The organism is Longimonas sp., from assembly GCF_046498435.1.
Classification (GTDB): Bacteria; Bacteroidota; Rhodothermia; order Rhodothermales; family Salinibacteraceae; genus Longimonas.
In genome coordinates this window covers 1-22,928 of the sequence record NZ_JAWOAR010000260.1, presented here as the reverse complement: position 1 = coordinate 22,928, position 22,928 = coordinate 1, and the positions used below count along the sequence as shown (strand labels likewise).

General features: G+C 57.9%; 20 protein-coding genes. 6 read left to right on the top strand and 14 right to left on the bottom strand.

Annotated features, from left to right (window positions below; genetic code table 11):
* The 9 genes from R6U20_RS10155 to R6U20_RS10115 form a co-directional block, all read right to left on the bottom strand.
* Positions 1 to 476 (bottom strand): hypothetical protein (locus R6U20_RS10155; protein ID WP_410337745.1); only part of this gene is annotated, 476 nt, incomplete at its 3' end.
* A gap of 242 nt (positions 477 to 718) precedes the next feature.
* Positions 719 to 1,360 carry a 4'-phosphopantetheinyl transferase family protein gene (locus tag R6U20_RS10150; RefSeq protein WP_410337744.1) on the bottom strand — a complete coding sequence of 214 codons (642 nt, stop codon included), beginning with the start codon at positions 1,358 to 1,360 and terminating at the stop codon, positions 719 to 721.
* Positions 1,361 to 1,396: 36 nt separating this feature from the next.
* Complete coding sequence (locus R6U20_RS10145) at positions 1,397 to 1,891, bottom strand: Na+/H+ antiporter subunit E (RefSeq protein ID WP_410337743.1); 495 nt, start codon at positions 1,889 to 1,891, stop codon at positions 1,397 to 1,399.
* Positions 1,851 to 3,449: a Na+/H+ antiporter subunit D gene (locus R6U20_RS10140; protein WP_410337742.1), complete on the bottom strand. Its 1,599-nt coding sequence runs from the start codon at positions 3,447 to 3,449 to the stop codon at positions 1,851 to 1,853. The genes R6U20_RS10145 and R6U20_RS10140 overlap by 41 nt, the downstream gene beginning before the upstream one ends.
* A 65-nt stretch (positions 3,450 to 3,514) precedes the next feature.
* Entirely contained in the window at positions 3,515 to 3,871 is a 357-nt protein-coding gene (locus R6U20_RS10135; protein WP_410337741.1) for an NADH-quinone oxidoreductase subunit K, read from the bottom strand.
* Between the two features lie 75 nt (positions 3,872 to 3,946).
* Entirely contained in the window at positions 3,947 to 4,417 is a 471-nt protein-coding gene (locus tag R6U20_RS10130) for a Na+/H+ antiporter subunit B (protein WP_410337740.1), read from the bottom strand.
* Positions 4,414 to 6,771: a putative monovalent cation/H+ antiporter subunit A gene (locus R6U20_RS10125; protein WP_410337739.1), complete on the bottom strand. Its 2,358-nt coding sequence runs from the start codon at positions 6,769 to 6,771 to the stop codon at positions 4,414 to 4,416. The genes R6U20_RS10130 and R6U20_RS10125 overlap by 4 nt, the downstream gene beginning before the upstream one ends.
* 90 nt (positions 6,772 to 6,861) lie before the next feature.
* On the bottom strand, positions 6,862 to 7,281 hold the full coding sequence (gene mnhG, locus R6U20_RS10120) for a monovalent cation/H(+) antiporter subunit G (protein ID WP_410337738.1): 420 nt from the start codon (positions 7,279 to 7,281) through the stop codon (positions 6,862 to 6,864).
* An 18-nt stretch (positions 7,282 to 7,299) separates the two neighbouring features.
* Positions 7,300 to 7,602, bottom strand: a complete 303-nt coding sequence (locus R6U20_RS10115) for a monovalent cation/H+ antiporter complex subunit F (protein ID WP_410337737.1) — start codon at positions 7,600 to 7,602, stop codon at positions 7,300 to 7,302.
* A gap of 551 nt (positions 7,603 to 8,153) precedes the next feature.
* On the opposite strand from R6U20_RS10115, the gene ppsA reads away from it, so the two are divergent.
* A complete protein-coding gene (gene ppsA / locus R6U20_RS10110) occupies positions 8,154 to 10,532 on the top strand; it encodes a phosphoenolpyruvate synthase (RefSeq protein WP_410337736.1) in 2,379 nt (792 codons plus the stop codon).
* Positions 10,533 to 10,973: 441 nt separating this feature from the next.
* Positions 10,974 to 11,801 carry a class I SAM-dependent methyltransferase gene (locus R6U20_RS10105; RefSeq protein ID WP_410337735.1) on the top strand — a complete coding sequence of 276 codons (828 nt, stop codon included), beginning with the start codon at positions 10,974 to 10,976 and terminating at the stop codon, positions 11,799 to 11,801.
* 159 nt (positions 11,802 to 11,960) lie between these two features.
* On the opposite strand, the gene R6U20_RS10100 is transcribed toward R6U20_RS10105, so the two are convergent.
* The 3 genes from R6U20_RS10100 to R6U20_RS10090 all read right to left on the bottom strand — a co-directional run bounded on the left by R6U20_RS10100 (position 11,961) and on the right by R6U20_RS10090 (position 16,906).
* Positions 11,961 to 12,584: a superoxide dismutase gene (locus R6U20_RS10100; protein ID WP_410337734.1), complete on the bottom strand. Its 624-nt coding sequence runs from the start codon at positions 12,582 to 12,584 to the stop codon at positions 11,961 to 11,963.
* Positions 12,585 to 12,948: 364 nt separating this feature from the next.
* Positions 12,949 to 14,007, bottom strand: coding sequence for a saccharopine dehydrogenase family protein (locus tag R6U20_RS10095; protein WP_410337733.1), 1,059 nt, complete (start codon positions 14,005 to 14,007; stop codon positions 12,949 to 12,951).
* Positions 14,008 to 14,086: 79 nt separating this feature from the next.
* Positions 14,087 to 16,906: a TonB-dependent receptor gene (locus R6U20_RS10090; protein WP_410337732.1), complete on the bottom strand. Its 2,820-nt coding sequence runs from the start codon at positions 16,904 to 16,906 to the stop codon at positions 14,087 to 14,089.
* Between the two features lie 505 nt (positions 16,907 to 17,411).
* Here R6U20_RS10090 and R6U20_RS10085 point away from each other — a divergent pair.
* The gene (locus R6U20_RS10085) at positions 17,412 to 18,197 is read left to right on the top strand and encodes an enoyl-CoA hydratase/isomerase family protein (RefSeq protein ID WP_410337731.1); all 786 of its coding nucleotides are present in this window, start codon (positions 17,412 to 17,414) and stop codon (positions 18,195 to 18,197) included.
* 30 nt (positions 18,198 to 18,227) lie between these two features.
* On the opposite strand, the gene R6U20_RS10080 is transcribed toward R6U20_RS10085, so the two are convergent.
* A complete protein-coding gene (locus R6U20_RS10080) occupies positions 18,228 to 18,755 on the bottom strand; it encodes a class IV adenylate cyclase (protein WP_410337730.1) in 528 nt (175 codons plus the stop codon).
* A gap of 26 nt (positions 18,756 to 18,781) precedes the next feature.
* On the bottom strand, positions 18,782 to 19,147 hold the full coding sequence (locus R6U20_RS10075) for a hypothetical protein (protein WP_410337729.1): 366 nt from the start codon (positions 19,145 to 19,147) through the stop codon (positions 18,782 to 18,784).
* Positions 19,148 to 19,825: 678 nt separating this feature from the next.
* Between R6U20_RS10075 and R6U20_RS10070 the strand changes: the two genes are divergently transcribed.
* The 3 genes from R6U20_RS10070 to R6U20_RS10060 all read left to right on the top strand — a co-directional run bounded on the left by R6U20_RS10070 (position 19,826) and on the right by R6U20_RS10060 (position 22,632).
* Positions 19,826 to 20,686: a ParA family protein gene (locus tag R6U20_RS10070; RefSeq protein ID WP_410337728.1), complete on the top strand. Its 861-nt coding sequence runs from the start codon at positions 19,826 to 19,828 to the stop codon at positions 20,684 to 20,686.
* 443 nt (positions 20,687 to 21,129) lie between these two features.
* Entirely contained in the window at positions 21,130 to 21,963 is an 834-nt protein-coding gene (locus tag R6U20_RS10065) for a ParA family protein (protein ID WP_410337727.1), read from the top strand.
* Positions 21,964 to 22,023: 60 nt separating this feature from the next.
* Entirely contained in the window at positions 22,024 to 22,632 is a 609-nt protein-coding gene (locus R6U20_RS10060) for a hypothetical protein (protein ID WP_410337726.1), read from the top strand.
* The last annotated feature ends 296 nt before the right edge of the window (positions 22,633 to 22,928 follow it).

The window sequence follows — 22,928 nt, the reverse complement described above, 5'->3', positions numbered from 1 at the left end:
GAAAGTGCACTGATGAGATCGTTGAATTGATTAAAACTACATGTTGTGGTGACTAGTGTTCGTGGTATTTTTAATAATATGCAATTTACATCTGCTTCATCACAACGATCTTTAACTCCTCTGTCAGCGGTGAGCAAGTAGAGATCTGAGTATCTGTTTTGCTTGATTTGTTTTGCAGTATCTACGATGATCTGGTCGTTTTCATCATTACTCTTAGTAGATTTTCGTACACCAGAATATGTGTGTAATGCGTGTTGCTTATAGTATTGATACTCGGAATAAGCTAGGTATTGTGCTCTTCTTGATTTTTTGGAAAGCGTGTTTTGTAACTGGGTAAACCATTCTTTCTGCCGAGAGATACAATTCAGTATCTTCCTATACCGGGTCAGGCCCGTGCGCGTTAGGCAGGCAGGCCATCTGAAGAAATGAGTCCGTAAGAAATGAGTCAGGTCGCGAGGGAGCCGGTCGGTAGCCATGACAGATTGGGGGGTGAGTCACATGTTCAGCCAAAGCGCCCCGCCGAGCGGGACGGATACGGTTTCATGCTACCCAACGGGCCCGTTCATTGCGTTATATGAGCGTGTCAATCTGTTGCGTGAGCGTGTCAAACGCATGTCAGACGGGTGTCAAACCGGCCACACAGGGCCTGAGACGTGGTGCTCAATGACTTTAACGTGTGCCAGGATAAGAATTGCAGAAAGAGCCCATGCCGCCCTCATTATTCCAGATCGGATTCTGGATTCGCCGCAGGCACAGCCCACGCCCACCAGGAGCCATGGCGACGCCCAAAGACGAGCTGCCAGCGGTCATGCGGCGTGGTGCGCGTTACAATGGCACGGGCCGTCTGCGCCTCCGCATCCACCTCAAGCTGGATATGTTTGGGCGAGCACCGGAATCCGCTCTGGCGGGCTTTCAGCACCGCCTCCTTGAGCGTCCACGCCAGCACCAGCCGCTCGGATTCGGTGCCCGGAAGCGCATGGAGCGTGTGGCGCTCCTCGGGAGCAAACAGGAAGCGCGCCACTGCCGCATCGCGAGGCTGAATCTGCTCCAGGTCGATGCCAATAGGCACCGGCGCCAGCACAGCCACTGCCCAAGCATCCGAGTGCGCCAGCGAAACGTGCAGCGGGCCATCAATTGAGAGACTGCCACTGTCGGCCACATGCACCCGCACGGCCCCGGGCGCCTGTCTGGTGTGGCGTGCCACCAGTGTTTTGAGGGCAGTGCGCCCAGCCACGAAGCAACGACGGCGATCTGCGCTGCCGAACGTGTGGCACCGGGCGCGTTCCTGCGGATCCAGAAGAGCCTGTTGCCCTTCAGCCAGGGTGCTCCAGTACCAGTAGATATGAGGGTGGTGCACCATGCTTCTGCATCCCACAAACAGTGTATATGTAACCTGTTACAGAGACTGCGGCTGGGCTCGGTCGGCAATGGAGCTTACGTGCCCGGGCTTGCCCAGCGCCAGCATAATGCGCCGCTCAAATGTGTTCTTAATGTGCTGCACATCTTCCTCCGGGCTGTTGTCGATATACATCGCGTGGATGAAGAGGTGGTCCTTGTCGTCGGAGATGTCGAGGCTGAGCGTGCCCGGGGTGAGCGAAATCAGGTTAGCGAGCAGGGTGATGCCGAGATCCGACTTTAAATCGAGCGGCACGGCCAGAATCCCGGCGTGCATATGATGACCTGGCGTAATGACCTCCCACGCCACGCGAATGCTCGACTTGACGAGTTCCTTCACGAAGAACCCGACCAGCGCGATCTGATACCACAGGCGCGCATCGTACCCGGCTTCGCCCACGAGCGGACGCAGCATCAGCAACACCACATAGCCCAGCGCAAATCCGACCAGGAAATTAATGAGTGTGAACGCCCCCTGAACGGCCGTCCAAATCAAGGCGAGTATAAGGGTCAGCAGTAGATTCTTCATGACCTAAGACAGCTTCGATGTAGGCAGAGGAGTCGGAGAGTTCGTCGGCGGATTGCTCGGCGAGGTCAAAGACCGGCCCGGCAAATACGCTAATCAGGATGGTGACCGCTGCCAGCGCGGCAATGGGCACGTACATCAGGCGGGTGCCAAGCGTCATGGAGGCACGTTCGGGGGCCTCATTGTTGGTATTGTCGGAGGCTTCGTCGGGTTTGCCCCCGCCGGGCAGGAAGGCTTTCACCCAGATCTTCGTCATTGAGAACATGGTAAAGAGCCCCACGGCCACCGCCACGGCCACAATGCCATACGCCCCGGCTTCAATCCCGGCTTTAGCGAGCACAAGCTTAGCCCAGAAGCCCGAAAGCGGGGGAAATCCGGCCAGCGAGAACGCGGGAATCAAAAACAAGATCGCCAAGCCCGGATGGTAGGCGTAGAGTCCGTTCAGCTTCTTCAGGCTAAAGGAGCCGTTGAGCCGGTTGGCTACTCCACTTACCAGGAACAGGTTCGCTTTTACAATGATGTGGTGGATGATGTAGAACACCGCTCCCACCAGCGCCAGCGGCGTGTAGAGCGCCAGGCCCATAATCATGTATCCGATCTGGCTGATGATATGAAACGACAGCACCCGCCGAAAGTCATTCTGCGCGGCAGCGCCCAGCACGCCCGTTACCATCGTGAGTCCAGCAACCCAGATGAGCAACGTGGTATGCGTGTAGCCCACGTCTTGCGTAAAGAGCAGCGTGAACACGCGAATCATAGCATACACCCCCACCTTCGTAAGCAAGCCCGCAAAGAAAGCGGATATCGCGGCGGGCGGCGCATGGTAGGAGGCCGGAAGCCAGAAAAAGAGCGGAAAGAGGGCCGCCTTGATGCCGAACGAAATCACGAACATCATGGCAATGACCGTAACAAGCCCCGATGAGCCGATGTCGTTAAGCACGATCGAGAGCTCAGCCATGTTAAGCGTACCGGCCAGTCCGTAGATCAGCCCCACGCCTGCCAGGAAGAAGAGCGACGACACCAGGTTGATCAGAACATACTTTACAGCGCCGGCCAGCTGCTCTTCGGTGTTGCCGAGCACAATCAGCACGAACGAAGAGATCAGCATCACCTCAAACCACACGTAGAGGTTGAACAGATCGCCCGTGAGGAACGACCCGTTGATGCCGAGCATGAGCAGGTTCAGAAACGGGTAGAACCCGAAATGCACGCGCTCGGCGTCGATATTGGGAATCGCATACACGGCCACCGCTACGCCGATAATGGCCGACACAATCAGCATAATGACGCTTAAGTGGTCGGCTACGAGCACAATGCCAAACGGCGCCGGCCACCCGCCCGACGCGAAGGCCTGGATGCCCTGGTCGTTAATCATGGCCAGCAGCCCCAGCGAGGCCGCCAGCACACCGCTCATGCTGATCAGGTTAATACCGGCCTGCACCCGTGGCACGTTGCGAAAGAGCAGGGCCAGCACCGCAGCAGCCAGCGGCACGACCAGCGGCAAAATGAGCAGAAGATCAGCATCCATACAGCACAGAGATAAACGTCGTCAAAAAGCGAAACAGGGGGATACACGGCGTACAGCCACGCCGTCTACTCGTCGTCAAACTCCAGCGCAACCAGATCTTGGGCGTCGATCGTGTCGAGCGATCGGTACGCGCGGTACACGAGCACCAGCGAGAAGGCCAGCAGGCCAAACCCAATCACAATGGCAGTAAGGATCAACGCCTGCGAGAGCGGATTGGCGCTTCCCTCGGGGGGCACGGTGGCACCATACTCAATCAAAGCCGCCTCGGCACGCGTCATGCGACCCACGGTAAAGAGCAGCAAGTTCACGGCATTCGACAGAATGACGATGCCAATGACCATGCGCACCAGGTCGCGGCGTTGCAGTTGATACACGCTAATGGCCACGAGCGCGCCAATCACGAAGGCAAGCAAGATTTCCATAGGTTAACAGAAGCAGCAGTCAGGGGGATACGAAGCGCAGCGGCACGCAGGCCAGGCGGGCACCAGCCCAGCAGGCTATGGGGCAGGCGGTGTATGTGAGGTCTTCTTCCGCGGACGCTCCTCGCGCGGAAAGAGGCTTAAGCCATCATCGTCGAGTTCGTATACTACAATAAGCGCCATGCCCACCACAAGCAGGTACACGCCAATGTCAAACAGAATGGGCGTCCCCACCTTTATACCGCCGGGGAGTTCGGCCCAGAGCCCCTGAAAGAACGCGTCGCCGGTAAACAGCGGGATGAGCGCGCTCACCAGTGCAATACCCACTCCTGCAGCCATGAGCGTGCGCGGGTCAACGTGCAGCGCTCGGCGCGAGGCGCGTGTGCCATAGGCCATAGCATAAAGCGCAAAGGCACTGGCCCCTACGAGTCCACCAATGAAGCCACCGCCCGACTCGTTGTGGCCGCGCAGCATCAGGAAGATCGAAAACAGGATCATCAGCGGCACCAGCAGTTGGGCTGCTGTGCGCAAAATCAGCGACAGTCTCATGACAGTTGCTCAACTTGTTCAGAAGCACGCGAGGCCTCGATCTGCTCGGTCGTTTCAGAGCGTTTGAGGCGGAGCAGCGAGTAGATGCCAAACCCGGCAATAAGCAGCACCGTGATTTCGCCGAGCGTATCAAGCGCCCGGAAGTCTACCAGAATGGTGTTTACGACGTTGCGCCCAAGGGCCTCGGGGTAGCTGTACTGCATATAGTACTCGCCCATCGGGTTCTGGAAGGGTTGGTTCAGCACGGCCAGCATAAGCATCGTAACGGTAGCCCCTGTGGCAATGGCCAGCACGCCATCGCGCAGGCGGTGCCCCACCGACACGACCTCGTCGAGTGTGGGAAGCGCAGCCAGCACGAGCACAAAGAGAATGACCGTGAGCGTTTCGATGAGGAACTGTGTCATCGCCAGGTCGGGAGCCCCGTACATCAGATACATCAGCGCGATGCTGAACCCGGTGATGCCAAGGGCGGCTACAAGCGCAATGCGAGCACGCAAGAAGAGCGTAGCAAGGGCTCCGCCCACGATCAGCGCACTCAAGACCCACTCGTAAGGCGCCACATCCATCATAGAAAGCACCGGCCCTTCGAATCCATAGTACCCGAACGCATAGCCCACCACAACAACGGTGGTAACGAGTATTGTGGCAATGTAGCGCCGCAGGTAGCCATTCTGCAGGAAGTTGGTTTGCGCTGTGGCAGTGGCCAGAAGTCCATTGATAGTGTGGTCGTAGCCGTTATCGAGTCCGGTACCGAGCCAGCGTTCCAGGCTCTGAAAGGGCGCACTCTGGCGCATCGGCTCCCAGGCAAAGTAAGTACCTACGCCCAGCGCCACGGTGACGGCACTAAGCCCGAGCGGCAGATTAAAGCCGTGCCAGATGGCCAGATGAGGCGATGCCTCGGCGCCCATGAGCGCACCAAGCGAGGGCGCCAGAATGGCGTTATCCAGCAGCCATGGTGCCAGTCCGAGTCCCAGGCTAAAGACCGCGAGCACCGCCGGCCCCACCCACAGCCCGGCATCCGGGCGATGGGCGTGCGACGTGAGGTCGTTCAGCGGCCCCATAAACGGGCGGATCGCGAGGAGTCCTGCCGAGGCTACCAGCGCAACATTAGCCAAGAGGGCCGCCCCGGTAAACAACAGCGCTGCCTGATCGAGATGCAGCGTGGCTTCATAGATAATCTCTTTCCCTATGAATCCAAAAAACAGCGGGATGCCGGCCATTGAGAGGCAGGCAACGACCGTCGCACCAAATGTGATGGGCATCTTGGCGCGCAGCCCGCCCAGCTTGGTGATATCGCGCTCATGCACGCCGTGGTCAATGGCGCCTGCCACCATGAAGAGCGCCGCTTTGTAGAAGGCGTGGACCAGCACGAAGACGAGGCATGCCTTTAGGGCGGTTTCCGTGCCCAATCCCAAGAGCATGGTTAGCGCCCCCAGCGCCATGATGGTGGTGTAGGCCAGAATGCCTTTCAGGTCGGTGTATTGCAGGGCGAGCCAGGCGCTCAGTAGCATCGTAAATGCGCCGATACCGCCCACGAGCCAGAACCACAGATCGGGCCCTGCGAGCACCGGATGAAAGCGTGCCATCACATAGATACCGGCTTTCACCATGGTTGCCGAGTGCAGGTAGGCGCTCACAGGCGTGGGCGCTTGCATGGCGTTGGGCAGCCAGAAGTAAAACGGGAACTGCGCCGACTTGGTGAAGGCTCCAGCCAGTACGAGCAGCACGATGGCCGTGTAGAAGCCATGCTCGCGAATTGCATCGCCTGTTTCGAGGATAGCCGATATTTGCAGGGTGCCGGTGGCCTGCTCCATCAACAGAAACCCAACGAGCAGCGCAAGTCCGCCAGCTTTGGTAACGAGCAGAGCCTGCCAGGCGGCACGGCGCGAAGCGGCTTCGTCGTGGTTAAACCCAATGAGCACAAACGAGGCAAAGCTCGTAAGCTCAAAGAAGATGTAGAAGGTAAACAGATTGTCGGCCAGCACGAGCCCCACCATGGCCGCCATGAACATGGAGAGGTAGCTAAAGAAGCGCCCTAAATGATGATGGCCACGCAGGTAGGCCCCGGCGTAGATGAAGATGAGCGTGCCAATGCCGGTAATAAGCAGCGCGAAGAAGAGGCTGAGGCCGTCAACGTAAAACGACAGATCAACATTGAGGCCGGGCACCCAGGCGTAGGCTACGCGCGTGGTTTCGCCCGCGGCCACGGGGGCCACGTAGGTTGCCAGATATGCGGTGATGCCCGCAGGCACCAGGCTGTAGAGCCATCCGGTAAGGCGCCCGGTTGCCCCGGTAATCCACGGCGCTAACAGCGCGAGCGCAAACCCGGCAAAGACAGCAAGAACAATCCCCATACGGATAAATTCGGAGTCAACATAGAACAGTACGACAGCCGTGCGCAGTGGATGCGACGGCCTTCAGATAAACGGCGTAGGACCGTCAGCTTAAGAGGCGACGTTTTGATGCGATGCTTCTTTCGCCGTTCCCTCTGGATACGCTTCGGTGCCATCTGATGCAGGGTCGGACCGGAGCGTTTGGTGATCAGGGAGTTGATCGACGGTTGTACCTGGCCACAGGTGCACCCCAATCTGCGGACCGCCGTAGTAGGCGGCCCGGCCAATCATGTGGGCAGCCACGGGCGCAGTCAGTAACAGAAACACAATGAGCGCCAGCGAGCGTGCCAGGATACCCAGCCCCGGAAAGAAAAAGGAGAGCGATGCAGCGATGAGCGCCACGCCAAGGGTACCCGCCTTCGTTGAGGCATGCATGCGCATTGGCACATCAGGCAGGCGTATGATGCCCAGCCCCGCCACGAACACGAAGAACGTACCGCTCACAGCCAGTGCCATTCCAATCCATTCCATAACAGATTCCATAGCGTCTTACTTTTCAACAACAGTGGCTTCGAGCGAGATGTACTCAATGTAGCGCGCAAAGGCAACAGTGCCCAGAAACGCAATCAGCGCCAGCACCAGCCCGACTTCCAAAAAATAGCTTTTGTCGGTAGCCAGCGCATATATTAACATAATCGCGATCGCCTGATACGAGATCAGGTCAAGCGCAATCACACGGTCAGGCAGGCTTGGGCCACGCACCAGCCGGATGCAGGCGAGCACCAGCGATATGCTAAGCACAACGAGGCACGTGTAAACGGTCCATGCCAGAGGGCCACTTAGTTCCATCATGCGCAGGTAAGGGGCAGCAGCAAAAGAGTGAGCGGGAGCATCCAGCAGTTTCGTGTATCCACACGCACAAGGGTACAGGCATATTCCGCTAAAACGCAATCGAACCGCTGAAATCGACGGGCATTTCACGAGCATGCTATGCAATTATCGAGCAATCTGGGATCGGGCTGTGCTTCTACAGAAACGCTACTGCTTGTCGCAATGCGCCCCACAGATAGAAGCGGTTTGTTTGCGCCAGGGAACGTGCAAGAGATTTTCCACGGAGCCGTCCGCTGTCTTCATGTGCCGTCATGCCAAGCGAAGTGAATCATCGCAGGTTCTGCGGACGGATAACCTGCTTTGCTTGATATGCACATCGTAGCAACAAATGCGACAACCGCAACCCGCGTGTAAGTGTACCCCGCGTGTAAGAACCTACTCCACATGTACCATTCTTTGTATCTGTATGGTATACTAAAAGCGCTTCCAAAGCGAGTATAGTTTTTGTTTTGGATACGTGTACCCTGCATCTGTGCACGGTTCTCTTCACCTTTTCCGTACCCCCTCTTCCTATGATCCGCTGGTTTGATACACTGTCGTCTGATGATGTCGCTCTCGTGGGCGGAAAGAACGCCTCCCTGGGCGAGCTCACCACGAAGCTTGCCGCAGCAGGCGTGCGCGTCCCGCACGGATTTGCCACCACCGCCGATGTCTTCTGGTCCGTCTTGGACGGCGCCGGGCTCCGCTCCCAGATCCTCGACTTGCTGAACGACGACACGCGCTCGCCCTCTGATACCGCTGCCGAGATCCGCTCCCTGATTGAAACAGCAGAACTGCCTGTGGACTTCGTGGACGCGCTCACTGATGCTTACCACGCGCTGGGCGATCGGTACGACCAAGACAACGTGGACGTTGCCGTGCGAAGCTCGGCCACGGCCGAGGATCTCCCTGAGGCCAGCTTTGCCGGACAGCAAGATACGTTCTTGAATGTGTCGGGCATCGAACAGGTCATTGCGGCGGTGCGAAAGTGTTTTGCCTCCCTCTTTACCGAGCGCGCTATCTACTATCGCAACGAGAAAGGGTTTGACCACAGCGATGTCGCGCTCTCCGTGGGGATTCAGAAGATGGTGCGGGCTGACCAGGCCAGCGCTGGCGTCATGTTCACACTGGATACCGAGACGGGCTTTCCGGACGTCACGGTCATCAACGCGGCATGGGGACTGGGCGAAGGCGTGGTAAGCGGCGAGGTCACCCCGGATGAGTATCGCGTCTACACGCCTTTTCTTGACGACGACAGTCTTTCGCCCATCATTGGGCACCAGGTGCCGCGCAAAGACCGCAAGTACGTTTATACCAATGGCGGATCGACGGAGATTGCGGCAGTCGCTGAGACCGATGCCCACGCTTCAGTGCTTACAGAAGCAGAAATCCTGCAGCTTGCGCGATGGGGCGAATCGATCGAAACGCACTACGGCCAGGCGATGGATATCGAGTGGGCCAAGGATGGCGAGACCGGCGATATCTTTGTTGTGCAAGCGCGTCCTGAAACGGTTCAGTCGCAACGACAGAGCGCCACGCTTCGCACGTACAGCCTTACCGAAACAAGCGAGGTGCTGGTGCGGGGCGCCGCCATTGGTGATGCCGTTGCGACCGGACCGGTGTGCCGCCTCGACGATCCGTCGCAGCGCGACGCGTTTGTAGACGGTGGCATTCTCGTCACAGAGCTCACTGACCCGGATTGGGTGCCCCTAATGAAGCGGGCCTCGGCTATCGTAACCGATCGCGGCGGACGCACCTCGCACGCGGCCATTGTGAGCCGCGAAATGGAACTTCCTGCCATTGTGGGCACAGAAAATGCGACCGAGGTACTCAACACTGGGCGCGAGGTCACCGTGTCTTGCGCCGACGGCGACGAGGGCCAGGTGCTGGAAGGGATACTGGATTTTGAAGTGGACGAGCAGGACCTCAGCACCCTACCCGAGGTCAACACGCGGGTCATGATTAACGTGGCGAGTCCGCCCGTGGCCATGAAGTGGTGGCGCTTGCCTGTTGGGGGCGTGGGCCTGGCGCGCATGGAATACATCATCAACAACATTATCGAAGTGCATCCGCTTGCACTCACTCGCTTTGCGCAAGTCGAGGATGCCGCAGCGCGCGAGAAAATCGAGCAGATGACCGCCGGGTACGACCACAAACCCGACTACTTTGTGGATACACTGGCGCGCGGCATTGCTACGATTGCAGCGGCGCAGTATCCGCATCCCGTCATCGTCCGGATGAGCGACTTTAAGACCAACGAGTACGCCAATCTCATCGGAGGCCAGTCGTTTGAGCCCGACGAGGAAAACCCGATGATGGGGTGGCGTGGAGCAGCGCGCTACTACAGCGACGATTACGCCGATGGGTTCGCGCTTGAGTGCCAGGCGCTACGCATGGCGCGCCAGGACATGGGATTCGACAATATCGTCGCTATGATCCCATTCTGCCGCACCCCCAACGAGGGGCGCGAGGTGCTCAAGATCATGGCCGAGCAGGGATTGCAGCGGGGCGAGCACGGCCTTAAAGTGTACGCCATGGCCGAAGTGCCCTCCAACATCATGCTGGCCGACCGGTTTTCCGATCTGTTTGATGGTTTCTCGATCGGCTCCAACGACCTCACGCAGCTCACGCTGGGCGTCGACCGCGACTCCGACCGCCTGGCTTATCTATTTGACGAGCGCGACGAGGCAGTTACGCGAAGCATTCGTCATCTTATCGACACGGCTCACGATCCAGAGCAGGGTCCCGCAATCCCGGTTGGTATCTGCGGACAAGGCCCCAGCGACCACCCCGACTTTGCTGCGTTTCTTGTAGAGGCCGGTATCGACACCATTTCGGTGCTCCCCGACAGCGTAGCCCGAACCATCCGTACCATCGCCGAGGTTGAAGAAACAATCCATCACCACGCTTGAGGCGGGACGTAGTGCTCTGTCAACCCTCATTTTGATGGTTGCCCTGCAATCATCCCCCCAACGAAGCCGGTCATGGTGAGCGGAAGGCGACGGAGGAGCCGAGAGTCGAACCATCTCCTTGGCGTTTAGAAGATACGGCGGGACAGGGAATCCTGCCCACCTCGGGGGAGATCTTTATTCACTGCGTTCATCAGTCGCTTCGCTCGTGTCGGGACTCCGCTTCGCTTCGCTCAAGATGACAGCATGTAAGAGAGGTGCGTTACTACCCTAAGATTGACCTGTGACACAGCAGTAGTTAGCCCATGCCTCGCATTTTGTGTCGTTGTCTTTACTCTGTCCTGCACTGAAGTGGGCAACACATTACGCATGTAAAGGTGCAGTCTCTGTATCCAGAAGCGGTCGGTTCCGCTTTTTTGCTCCACACTGCATCGCCCCAACGATATGACGACTCCACACCATACCTCTTCGCTATCGCCCCGGCTGCACCGCACCACGCATATCCTGTACAGTCTCATACTGTCGCTCGCGCTGCTATTGGTCGGATGCGCGCAGTCGGGCGATTCGGGGGCCCCAGTCTTAAACGGGCCCGCGTCGACAGATTCGGCTGGGACCGGATCCGACACGTCAGGCGTCTACACCGAGACCACGCCCAGCCGCGACGGCATTGGGAAGGTGTACATGGGCCGTGAGATCTCGAAGGTGATGGGTCATCGCGGGGCGCAGTGGCTGGAGCGTGCCCAGCGCGCCGAGGAGGAGCGTCCTGACCTTGTGGTCGACAGCATGCGCCTGGAACCGGGCGATGTGGTCGCCGACATTGGCGCTGGCACCGGCTACTTCACGTTTCGAATCGCTCCCAAGGTGCCTGAAGGACGCGTCCTCGCCGTCGACATTCAGCCCGAAATGCTGCGCCGCATTCGCAGCCGCATGCAGGAGCAGGATATCCGTAATGTTACGCCCGTTGAGGGTACGATCCGCGACCCGCGCCTTCCTGCCGACACGCTCGACGCTGCGCTCATGGTGGATGCTTACCACGAGTTTTCGCATCCACGCGAGATGATGACCTCGCTGGTCCGGTCGCTTAAACCGGGCGGGCGAGTTCATCTCGTTGAGTACCGCAAGGAGGATCCCAGCGTGCCTATCAAGCCGCTTCATAAGATGAGTGAGACACAGGCGAAGCGCGAAATGCGTGCAGTTGGACTCGAATGGGTTGAGACGTTAGATATGCTCCCCCAGCAGCACTTCCTCATTTTTGAGAAGCCACGTCCGTAGCCCCCTGCCACAGAATGCCCTCCACAAAACAAAAAAAGAGGCAGCGGACGCGTCGGTCCGTTGCCTCTTGGTGTTTATGCGTTGCATGCAGTGTCGTGTCTGCTATGCACATCTGCTATGCGCACAGCTGTGCATACAAGGCTTACGTTCGGAGAAGTCTTAAGCCGACTCTTCAGCAGCGCCTTCGTAGCGTTCGTTGACGGCATCCCAGTCAACAATGTCCCAGAACTTCTCGACGTAGGTGCCGCGCTCGTTCTGGTAGTTCAGGTAGTAGGCATGCTCCCATACGTCTACGCCCAAGATCGGCGTGTCGCCTTCGAGGTACGGGCTGTCTTGGTTCGGCGTGGAGTACACGTCGAGGCTACCGTCAGGATGGGTAACAAGCCAGCCCCATCCGCTGCCAAACTGCCCCGTGGCAGCATTGGTGAAGGACTTCTTGAACGCATCGAACGAGCCAAACTCTTCGTCGATCGCTTCGGCCAGTGCGCCGGTGGGCTCGCCGCCGCCTTCGGGGGAGAGAACCGACCAGAACAGACGGTGGTTGGCGAATCCGCCGCCGTTGTTACGCACCGCAGTCTGAATGTCGGCAGGTAGGTTGTCCAGCCCGTGCAGGAGCGCCTCAATTGAGTGGTCGCTCAGATCGTCGTGGCCTTCCAATGCAGCATTCAGCTTGTTGGTGTAGCCCTGGTGGTGTTTGCCATGATGAATGCGCATGGTCTGCTCGTCGATGACGGGCTCCAGCGCGTCGTAGTCGTACGGCAAATCGGGAAGAGAAAAAGCCATAGTTTCAGGTACGGGATTGATGGGTGTAGGGTGAACTGTGGTGCACAGTGCGCTGCTCGGCGTCGCCCCGAACGAGCATCCAACAACGACGCAGCACGGCGATACAGGGGGAGCCTTGGCCCGTTCACCTGCGCTATACGCAGAGCGCACAGCGCCAGTTGGTGGCGTGGCCCAGCCATTCGTTGAATCCTCTGGCCGCCTATGCTGCACGATGTTGAGCACACCCGCTGGGCACGCGACAACATGCGCACAGAGACCTCTTTGGAAGGTCCGATGCGACAACGAGACCCTCCCCGGTTTGTTTTCGGCGTTGCGTCCCCATTACAACTGCGTACATCCGCCATGAACGTGGCCGGATACGAGGCTACGGTGCAGGCTCCAGTTGCACCGTGCTGCTGCCCGATACGGCGCTTACGAACTGCGCACCGAACGCGGTTGAGGGCGTATGGTAGCCAGGCTCGGGCGGTGCATCGCTCATTCGATGCATGGCCTCGACCGCTGTGCGCGCCGTGAGCGTGTAGCCCTCAGGACCCGTCCACCGGGCGGTGCGGGTAGAGCCGTCGGAGCCCTGCACCTGGCCCCAGACCCACGAGGCGCCCGTTTTACGCATCTCGGCATCGGGGCCGTCTACGGTGCGGCGCACGACGCCCTCTGCCACCGGACGCAGCACGGCGCGCAGCCAGGCCGGAAGGGATCCGGAGGCGCGCAGCATCCATCGCAGGGCAGGCGGCAGGTGCGTGTATACCGCAATGGTGGAAATGCCGGTGGAGTGATACGCCGTGCTGACGTCGCCCCACGGGATGGCGGTGAGCGTACGTGTACGCCCGGCGATGTCCACTTCGCGGGTGTGTGTGCCCGCCGGAATGCGCACGAGTTCGCCATTCCGGCGCATGAGACTGCCCTGGCCCCACCCCCGTAACGCTGTGAGAGCGGTGCCGCGCGAGAGCGCCCCCAGCCCTACAAATCCTAATGACAGTGCCACAGCATCGGGACATGCCTGTGCGAGTGTGGCAGCCACGCAGTCGGTCGGCACCACATCAAACCCCACACCAGGCAGCACCACAATGCCGGCGTCGCGCGCCTCGGCATCGCGACGGCGAAGCGCTTCAAAGACCCGCCACTCGCCCGTAATGTCAAGATAATGCGTGCCGGTGTCCAGGCAGGCGTTGGCCATTGGCCGGGCCGTGTCCTCGAAAGGACCCGCGCAGTGCATCACGCCATCCACCTCGTCGAGGACGTCGCGCAAGGCGGTTTCGTCTTGTAGTGATACCACCCGCCCTGGAACCGACCACGCGGTTTGCACCTCGGCCAGCTGCTCGGCATCCCGCCCGGCAGCGATGATGCGCAGGCCCCGCCGCTGGGCCTCCTCGCCAATGAGTCGCCCCGTGTATCCGTAAGCGCCGTACAACAGCCAGGTTGCCATATCCGAAGTATCCATTGTTAGAAGGATGCGTCATTGGGATACGTCAACGTAGCTCGGTGCGATCCAACACCGTGTCAGATCAGTACGACACCGATACAGTTGTGTACACCATGCGTCCCATTGAGGCTGCGCCGTACGCCGTAACATAGTCGGTATCGGTGAGGTTGGTGCCGCCCACGCTGACGGTGGTATTCAGCGCCGGAATTGTGTAGCCGACTTTGGCGTCGAGAACTGTGCTGCTCTGGATCGGCCCTTCTGAAAACGGCATCTGGAAGGTGTAATCGTCGTGCCAGCGCAGATTCGTGTGGTACGTGAGGTTGCCGATTTCGCCCTCGGCCCCAAGGTTAAACTTATGCTCGGGCGTGTTGAAACCAAGACGCACCTCTTCGCCCAGGTCCTCTTCGTCGATAGTCGACCAGGTGTAATTGCCCCGCAGGCGAAATGCTCGGGCAAATCGGTATTCCAGACCGGTTTGCACGCCCTGCGTCACGATGTCTTGATCGGCATTCACCCAGACACGAAGCAAGCGCACAGGGTTGTTGATACTGTCGTTCTCCTCATTGCCATCGAGCGACTGGGGCACGTCGTCGGGACGGATCGCGCTTCCGTCTTCTTTGCCGTAGAACTGCCGCGTGCCAATGAAGCCGGAGTAATTGCTTCGGTAGTAGCTGATGTCGGCAAACAGGTTGCCTGCATTGGTCTTGTAGCCAACTTCAACGCTCTCCATCTGCTCCACATCAAGCGGATCAATCTGAATGAAGTTGCCATCCCGCACCTGGTTGCCGACCGATTGGCCATTTGCACGGTTGGGAAGGCGAACGCCTGTGTACCCATTGCCCGAATTGCCTCTAAGCAGCACGGGGCCCACGCTCAGGTAGATGTGCTGGTCGAGTTGGGCGGGCGGACGAAACGCGCTCGCGTAGTTGACGCGAAAATTGTGCTCGCGGTCTTCGCCCAGCGTAAGTACGCCCGATATGCGGGGCGAGAACTGCGTGTCGAAGTTCTTGAACTCGTCTACACGTCCTACCGCCGACAGGCTCAGGCGATCGTCGAAGAAGCCCCGCTGCAGCCGAAGAAATCCGCCATATTCGTAGTTGTCGATGCCGTCGCGCACGTCACGAGAGCCATCTGGATTGATGGGGGAGGCATTTTCGCCATCGGAAAACAGCGTGCCGTCGGAGGTAAGCCGGTACTGCCGGTAGTTGCCGCCCACCGTTGCATCCACAATATCGGATTCGAGTGTGTACTGCGTTTCAGCATGATAGAGCGCCGATTCGATGTCGAAGGTGGGGCGCGTCTGTCCGGTGGGCAGGTTTAGGGTTGCCGAGCGCGCGGCATCGAAGCGGTCTTCGCCGGCTTGTGGAAGCACAGCGCTGGCAGCGGTTTGCGCCTGCTCAAACGCTTCGCTTGGGCTGGCGCCCTGACCAATCGCCTGCTCGTAGGCAGTGCCGTACACAGCAGCATAAGCACCCGCGTACGAGGTGCTGTCGGGCAACTGTGAACCAACCAGCACTTCGGTAGATGTTGGATCGGGGCCTTGCTCGTACGGTTGCTGGTTCATAACGGCGCCCAGCAGATTGATATCGAAGCTGTCGCCCGAGTTGTCGGCCGTGCGATAACCGCGCACGAGCCAGTTGTTGCCCTCCAGTTCCAGTGCGTTCGTGCTTACGGTGATCCCATCCCACCGGAAGCGGCTGTTGCTCTGGTAGATGCCTTCGCTGCTGGAGAACCGGTACCAGTACGTGGCCCGAATGTCGTCGCCGAGTCGCGCACTCACGGTGGGGCTAATCTGCCAGGTGCTTGCGTTCATATCGCTGCCTACGAGCGCTTCCTCACTGTATCCCGGCAGAAAAATATTGTTGGAGGTCGGGTCAATGCCTGAGCTTTCCAGAAAGGCAGCAGCATCGTCGATACCGCTTAGGTTCAGCGCGCCGTAGCGATTTACGGGGTCATAGCCTCGTGGGTCGCCTGGTGCATTATTTCTGGGTGTTACACTTTGCGGCTGGGCATCCAGGTTGCTGCTGATGAACTCATTGGCCTCCATGTACCGGCCCACGAGTTTAATCGCCACGCGGTCGTCAAAGAAGCCTTCCGCCACACGCCCCGATACGTCGATCATATCGCGCGTGCCCCCTTTCACTTGCAGATCAATGCCCTGATCGTTAATCGGGTCGCGCGAGTTCATGATGATGACGCCATTAAACGCATTGGGCCCGTAGAGCGCCGAGCTGGCCCCGTGTACCAGCTCTGTGCTCTCCATATCTACCAGCGGCGGCCCCGAGGTATTGCCCGAGTAGACCGAGAGCGAGGGGGCCACGAAATCCACGTAATCGGTAAGCTGAATGACGCGCTCCGACTTGGTGCTGTTGAAGCCACGCGTTGACGGGCTGTTTACGAGCATGGACGAGCGGCTCACATCCACGCCCGGCATCGACTTCATGCTGGCCACGAGGTCAATGGACGGCCGCGCGGCAAGGTCGCTCCCCGAAAGACGGCCCACAGTTACGGGCACCTCCATGATGCGTTCGTCCACCCGCGAGGCCGAGACGATCACCTCTTCGCCTCGCTCAACCGCTTCGCGCATCACAATTTCCATGTTCTCGACCGGGCCGCTCAGGGACTCTTCTACAGGCCCAAACCCAATGAAGGAGAACCGCAGGCGCGGACTTTCAAGTTCATCGAAGGGTACGTAGAGCGCAAACGATCCATCTGCTTGCGTAACGGTTCCACGATCCGTTCCTACTACGGTGATGTTTACCCCCGGTAGCGACTCGCCTTCCGTATCCACGACCACCCCTTGCACATTTGCATCTTGCGCATAGGCCGATGAACTAAGCAGCAGAATAGGTATCCACAGCAGAACGGATGCGCGTGCAATATTACGAAGCTTTAACGTCATAATGACCTTGTAATCTATCTCGTTGATCTGAATGTGTGAAGGTGTGTGCCCGCAAGCACCTCTGTGCCGCCCTCGAACCGCTCCCTCCTCGCTGTTTGGTGGACGATGTTTGGTGGATGCGGAGGGCGTCACATGCGGATGGGGGGCGCGTGAAGATCGTGATTGGCTCTACTGAGAACCGCTTCCAAGCGATATCACCTGGCCCCTTCCGCAAAATGCGCGTGTTAAATCGCGTTAAATCGCAGGGGGCGACAGGGCAAAGCGCACTGCACGCGCCCAACTTCGCCCCTCATATGAACCTCATGGACAGCGTATCAGCCTTGCAGTGCTGTTTACCATATGAGCCTACCGGGTTGTATTTGGATAGATGCGCCATTGGTGCACACATGGCTCATCCATTTTTCGTAGTATACCAACACGCACCCGAAGGATCAACTTGTACTTCAAGCGCGCTGTATTATTTCTTCTTGACTCGTACTCTTCCCAGACGTTCTATACTGCACCTATGTCTTCCTCACCTGTACGCACCTCGGTGGAAAACGGGGTAGCCACCATCGAAATGAACCGCCCCGAGCGCCGCAATGCCCTTAGCCCCGAGCTCGACGCAGCCCTGCGCGATGCTTTTGCAACCACCACGCACCGCGACGACGTGCGGGCCATTGTCTTGCAAGCCGCCGGATCTACATTCTGCGCCGGAGCCGACCTTCAGTTTCTGCGCCCCACGCCCGATCCTGAAGGAATCCAGCGCCATGTGCTCGACCGGTATGCCCCGCTGGTGCGCCAGATCGTGGATGCCCGCGTGCCCGTCGTTGCGGCACTGAATGGATCGACTGCTGGAGCCGGGTTGGCCCTGGCGCTGGCCTGCGACCTCCGCATCATGGCTGATGACGGCGTGCTCGTAGCCGGGTTTAGCTCTATTGGATTTGTACCCGACTCGGGCGTGGCATACTTTCTGGTGCGTCAGTTAGGCTATGCACGCGCCTTCGAAATGCTGGCGCTCTCAGAACCGGTTCCAGCCAAGCAGTGCGCCGCGTGGGGCCTTGTGAACCGCGTCGTGGATGCAGAAACGCTCCACAACACCGCTCATGCACTTGCCACCCGCCTGGCTGCACGTCCGACCAAAGCCCTGGGGTGGACGAAGACCTGCCTGCGTCGGGCTCAGACGGATACGCTGGAGGCGACTATCGAACATGAAGCGCTGTACCAAAGCCTGGCCGTACAGACCAACGATCACGCAGAGGGGGTGCAGGCGTTTATCGAAAAGCGCGACGCTTCCTTTTCGGGGACGTGATATTCAAGACTTGCCGGGTTGCTCCGAGCACTACGCTGTGGTGTTCTCGCGAACCAAATCGGAATACGAGCGGTCGACCAGCGCGTCGTTGGGGATATTGAGGTCGTTCATCAGATCCGTGCACATGGCGTGCAGGTCGGATTCAGAGGCGGTGCCATCGGTGTCTACCGCTTCCAGCTCCACAAAGCATCCCAGACCCGGCACCTCGTCTAAGTGCACCTTCACCTGATCAACCCAGTAGATGGAGCGCGTTTTCTCGACCACAACGTCGACGGGCAAGGCGGCTTGCAGCACCGTATGTACGGCCGCAAGCGCCTTGCCCGGATCGGTTCGCTCAATGTGAGATGGCTTCGGGCCGGTTTGGTCGGGGCGGTTGTAGAAGATGATGCCCTGCTCAATCGTCCCTTCGCGTACTTTGAGGCGCCCCTCGGGCACCACAAAGTAGGTATCGCGCTGCGTGTCGGTGCCCATGTAGGCCGCATTCATGGCCTCCAACCGTTGCCGAAACGGAGCCAAGGCGTCTACGCGGACCTTGATCTCGACGTTGATATGATGCATGACAGCGCGCCTGTGGGTGAAGAGGCTTACTCAAGCACCAGATCTTCGTCGATTCTCTGGAGGTCCATGCGGGCCAGCCCCAGGTTTGCTTTATCTCGGTCGAGCATCACATATGTGAACACATTTTCGTTCTCGTGGAAGACCCGTATCAGGTGATACTCTCCTTCCAACGATATCAGAATCTCTTCAATCTTGTCATCTAATCCGAGCTTATCGAGCACTGACTTCTTCGTGCGAACAATCTCGGTGTTGGCAGCTCCAGCCAGTTCCATATCGACATCGCGTCCGCCAGCTGTACCCAGCGTCATGCCCGACTGATAATCGACCAATGCGGCTCCCTTGGCGCCGTCAATTTCCATGATGTTGGAGAGCGACTCACGAATGTTTGCCATAAGACCTTTTCCCTAATTATACGTAGTAAAAATTCTATGCCAAGGCAGCTTACAACAGAAAGCGTGGCGCAACGTGCAAGCTGTTCTTGTCGTGCCAGTCGATACACTATGTATGGCAACGCATGTTGCATTGCAAGTGTACCAAGAGCTCTTGAAGGCACTTAGCTCACCTAACACGCTGCATTGATCATTTTCTTCGTGTTTTACTCATTTGGATGCGTGCCCGGGCCAGGTTGGAAGGAGAGTGAATAACTGCAACGAAGCGTGCAGCAAACATTATCTTCCCCAAAGCGGGTGCATTTCTATGATGTCTTCTCGCTAGGTAGATGCGATCATAGTAAGAGCCCTCTGCTCTAAAATACAGAGGCCTCTCCTGCATGCCGCCCGTATGGCTGTAGCACAAACATTAAATCGACATGCATCAATAGTCCGTGCAACTTTGAGTCGGTCCCAGCGCGGTGCAAAGAGCACTGAGGCGGCTCATAAACGGTTCGGATTGCAACGGTTCGGATTGCAACGGTTCGGATTGCAACGGTTCGGATTGCCGAATTCGTTTATCTCACATTCGTTCACCTCTATTTCAATATCGAGTCCGTTATGCGTAGTTAGAATGAATGCATCGATTTGTGAAGATTCGCCGCACGACGCTCATTTCGGTTCATCCTGCACGGAGTATTGATGCATATTTTATCGGTTATGAATCATAAGGGAGGCGTGGGCAAAACGACCACGACTCTGAACATAGCAGCTGCGCTCCATGAGAACGGACAGCGTGTGCTGCTCCTTGACCTGGATAGCCAGTGCTCAGCTTCGTTTGCGATGGGATTGTCGCGACAGAATATTTCGTCGGGGCCGTCTACGGCTGATCTGTTGTTCAAGCAGCGCTCAATCGCCGATGTGCGCTACCACAACACGTGGCCGGGTATTGATCTGGTGCCTGCTTCTATCGACCTGGCACACGCAGGTTTACGCTTGAACCCAAACAGCGACGACATCGGGCGGCTCAGCACGGTCTTGTCCGATTCGAAGGTCACCGATACCACCGATACCACCGATACCTACGACACCGTATTGATTGACTGTCCCCCCGATATTTCGGTCGTCACGGTCAACGCGCTGCTGGCATCAACCGACCTGCTCATTCCAACGGTTCCTTCGTTCCTTTCATTGCAAGGACTGAAGAGCATCGGGGAGGTCGTGGCGCAAACGCGCTCCAAGCATGATAACACATTGGCTCTGTCGGGGATTGCGCTTACTCGCATGAATCGTCATCGTACGGAAATGGAGGATGCAATGCGCGAAATTCGCACCCATTATCATCACAATGTCTTCAAAACAGCCATTCCCGAAACAGACACCATTGAGCAAGCCCAGAAGCGTCACCAGTCGCTTCTTGACTATGCTCCGCACTCAACCGCTGCACAGCGATATCGTAACCTGACCGCAGAAATTACCCAACGCTGGGCCGATTATGACACGTTGCTAAACGGCGTTCAAACGTCCTCCGAATCGGATACGGTCTCGTCTCCGCTTTCGTAGGCGGTCGAGGGTATTTGCCTGAACAAATCGGCCATAGCCGCACGCCTATCTGTTTTACGAAGCTGCTTTGCCCTATAATTCTCGCACACCTGCTCGATTCTTCACGGCCCAGTTTTCGTGTGGCTTGCTGTAGCGCACCCACCGAGGGGCTACCAACAGACACATTGTACCCTCACGATTCATTTGATTATCGGCCTGCAACGTTTTGGTGCACTCTTTGCGGAGCTTACAATATGAGCAATGAGGCATGATGCTTCATTTTCTCTTTGGTACGCCGCTCTTTTGCATGTATCTCTGGGTCCTCTACCCGAAGAAAAGATACGTACCTGAAGCAGGCAATTGGGGTGATACACGTAATACGGATTGATGCATCATGCTCCTTCCCCTTACGGCGCTTGCAATTTTCTTTCGACAACCTTCTGCTCACAGCATCTTTCCGCATTATGCTGCAAACTATTCCTATTGTCAACAACAAAGGCGGTGTAGCTAAAACGACGACCAGCATCAACCTCTCGGTCGGGTTGGCTCAACAGGATAAGCGCGTACTCCTCATCGACCTTGACAGTCAGGGGTCGGCGTCTCTTTCTCTGGGCGTGTCGCGCTCTGCACTCAACCCCTCCACTGCCGACGTGCTCTACAGCGATGTTTCATTCGATGATGCGGTGCACGACCTTTCTATCCCGAACCTGGACCTACTCACCGGTTCGCTCCGCCTGGCCAATGCGGAAACACGCCTGGGGAAGGCCGCTCACCGCGAGCAACGACTCAAACGCATCATCGACCGCGTTGACGACCGCTACGATGTCGTCATTGTGGACTGCGCCCCGTCCACCTCGCTGCTCACTATTAATGCCTTAGTGGCTGCTGACGGATTCATCATTCCTGTATCCCCGTCCTACCTTTCATTGGAAGGCGTTATTAGTCTCGGCGAAGTCGTGCATAACGTCCGCCAGAACATGGGCCAAGCAGCGCCTGTGTTGGGCGTTCTCATGACACGCGTACCCGAACAGGACAACGACGCTCAAGCGATTATTCGACAGGTGCGCGACCATTACGGCGGAAAAGTCTTCGATACGGTGATTCATGAAGACCCTGCGCTGGAGGCCGCTCCTGGACACGGCGAATCGATCTTCTCGTACGCTCCAAACTCGAAAGGGGCTTCTGAATATAAAGAACTTACCAATGAGGTGGCTGATCGCCTTGAGCGATATGGCGATGTGTATCGCACTATTCGGAAAAATGAGAAGCGCCGCAGTGCGCATGTCTCAAACTCCTAAATGGCTTCCGAAAACCGGATGTCCGCCCGCTGACTCCAAAAACTGGATGCCCGCACGCTTATGACGCTTACGTTGTTGTCCTTATCTTCGATCTTTCAGGACTTCTTTAATGCGCCCGAGGATGACCCGCTCTTGCAAGATGAGACGGCCCCGTCGCACGAAGGCCCCTCGCCTGAGGAAGACGCCGCAGATCCAAACGACGATGCGTCTGGTCAGCTTCCAGCTTCGTCACAGAAAGGCGACTCGCCTACCCCTGAAGACGCGCCCGATCAGCGCGACACGTCCTCTACAACACACGGCGATGGCGCCTCATCGTCGCCTCCGCGCATGGCAGATACCTCTATTGACCGCTCTGGGGACACCCCGGTGGGGTTGTCGAGCAACCTGCTGCGCGAATTAAACAAGTCTCCCCTGCCAGATGACGAAACGCATGAGGCTCCCGAAAACGACCCTGATGACGCGCGCGCCCCGAAACGCACGCGCAAGTTCGTGGTGCCGTATAATGCAGGCACAGAAGACTTAGAAGAGGTGAATGATGCCATTGCCAATGGCTGGTCGTTTCAGGGCATTGCGGTGACTAAATCGCGGGCGACATCGGTTAAGCCTCAAGGAAAGAAGGTCATTATTACGCTGGAGCTTGATAAGCCGCGCTCGCTGTTCGACTTTTAAGAAAGATACTGCGTTTCATCCTACTGCTCTGTCACAGGTCAATCTTGGGGTAGAGGCGCACCTCTCTCGGAATGCGTTGTGCTATACATATGATCGCTGTTGAACATGCAGAAATGCTTGTTTATGCCCCACACCGTCATCCCAGACGGAGCGGAGCGACGATCTGGGATCCATGCCCCAATGGAGGGATACGTTAGCGGAGTGAGTTCGCCCTCAACCGGCGAATGGATTACTTCGTGCGTACCACAGGCATGACCTTCGGCCCTCGCTTCGCTCGGCTCCGGATCAGCGGCGCC

What these genes read in the sequence shown, in the direction of transcription:
- R6U20_RS10150 (WP_410337744.1), bottom strand. Translation starts at nt 1,360, where the DNA reads ATGGTGCACCACCCTCATATCTACTGGTACTGGAGCACCCTGGCTGAA.
- R6U20_RS10140 (WP_410337742.1), bottom strand. Translation starts at nt 3,449, where the DNA reads ATGGATGCTGATCTTCTGCTCATTTTGCCGCTGGTCGTGCCGCTGGCT.
- R6U20_RS10135 (WP_410337741.1), bottom strand. Translation starts at nt 3,871, where the DNA reads ATGGAAATCTTGCTTGCCTTCGTGATTGGCGCGCTCGTGGCCATTAGC.
- R6U20_RS10130 (WP_410337740.1), bottom strand. Translation starts at nt 4,417, where the DNA reads ATGAGACTGTCGCTGATTTTGCGCACAGCAGCCCAACTGCTGGTGCCG.
- R6U20_RS10125 (WP_410337739.1), bottom strand. Translation starts at nt 6,771, where the DNA reads ATGGGGATTGTTCTTGCTGTCTTTGCCGGGTTTGCGCTCGCGCTGTTA.
- mnhG (WP_410337738.1), bottom strand. Translation starts at nt 7,281, where the DNA reads ATGGAATGGATTGGAATGGCACTGGCTGTGAGCGGTACGTTCTTCGTG.
- R6U20_RS10115 (WP_410337737.1), bottom strand. Translation starts at nt 7,602, where the DNA reads ATGATGGAACTAAGTGGCCCTCTGGCATGGACCGTTTACACGTGCCTC.
- ppsA (WP_410337736.1), top strand. Translation starts at nt 8,154, where the DNA reads ATGATCCGCTGGTTTGATACACTGTCGTCTGATGATGTCGCTCTCGTG.
- R6U20_RS10105 (WP_410337735.1), top strand. Translation starts at nt 10,974, where the DNA reads ATGACGACTCCACACCATACCTCTTCGCTATCGCCCCGGCTGCACCGC.
- R6U20_RS10100 (WP_410337734.1), bottom strand. Translation starts at nt 12,584, where the DNA reads ATGGCTTTTTCTCTTCCCGATTTGCCGTACGACTACGACGCGCTGGAG.
- R6U20_RS10095 (WP_410337733.1), bottom strand. Translation starts at nt 14,007, where the DNA reads ATGGCAACCTGGCTGTTGTACGGCGCTTACGGATACACGGGGCGACTC.
- R6U20_RS10090 (WP_410337732.1), bottom strand. Translation starts at nt 16,906, where the DNA reads ATGACGTTAAAGCTTCGTAATATTGCACGCGCATCCGTTCTGCTGTGG.
- R6U20_RS10085 (WP_410337731.1), top strand. Translation starts at nt 17,412, where the DNA reads ATGTCTTCCTCACCTGTACGCACCTCGGTGGAAAACGGGGTAGCCACC.
- R6U20_RS10080 (WP_410337730.1), bottom strand. Translation starts at nt 18,755, where the DNA reads ATGCATCATATCAACGTCGAGATCAAGGTCCGCGTAGACGCCTTGGCT.
- R6U20_RS10075 (WP_410337729.1), bottom strand. Translation starts at nt 19,147, where the DNA reads ATGGCAAACATTCGTGAGTCGCTCTCCAACATCATGGAAATTGACGGC.
- R6U20_RS10070 (WP_410337728.1), top strand. Translation starts at nt 19,826, where the DNA reads ATGCATATTTTATCGGTTATGAATCATAAGGGAGGCGTGGGCAAAACG.
- R6U20_RS10065 (WP_410337727.1), top strand. Translation starts at nt 21,130, where the DNA reads ATGCTGCAAACTATTCCTATTGTCAACAACAAAGGCGGTGTAGCTAAA.
- R6U20_RS10060 (WP_410337726.1), top strand. Translation starts at nt 22,024, where the DNA reads ATGACGCTTACGTTGTTGTCCTTATCTTCGATCTTTCAGGACTTCTTT.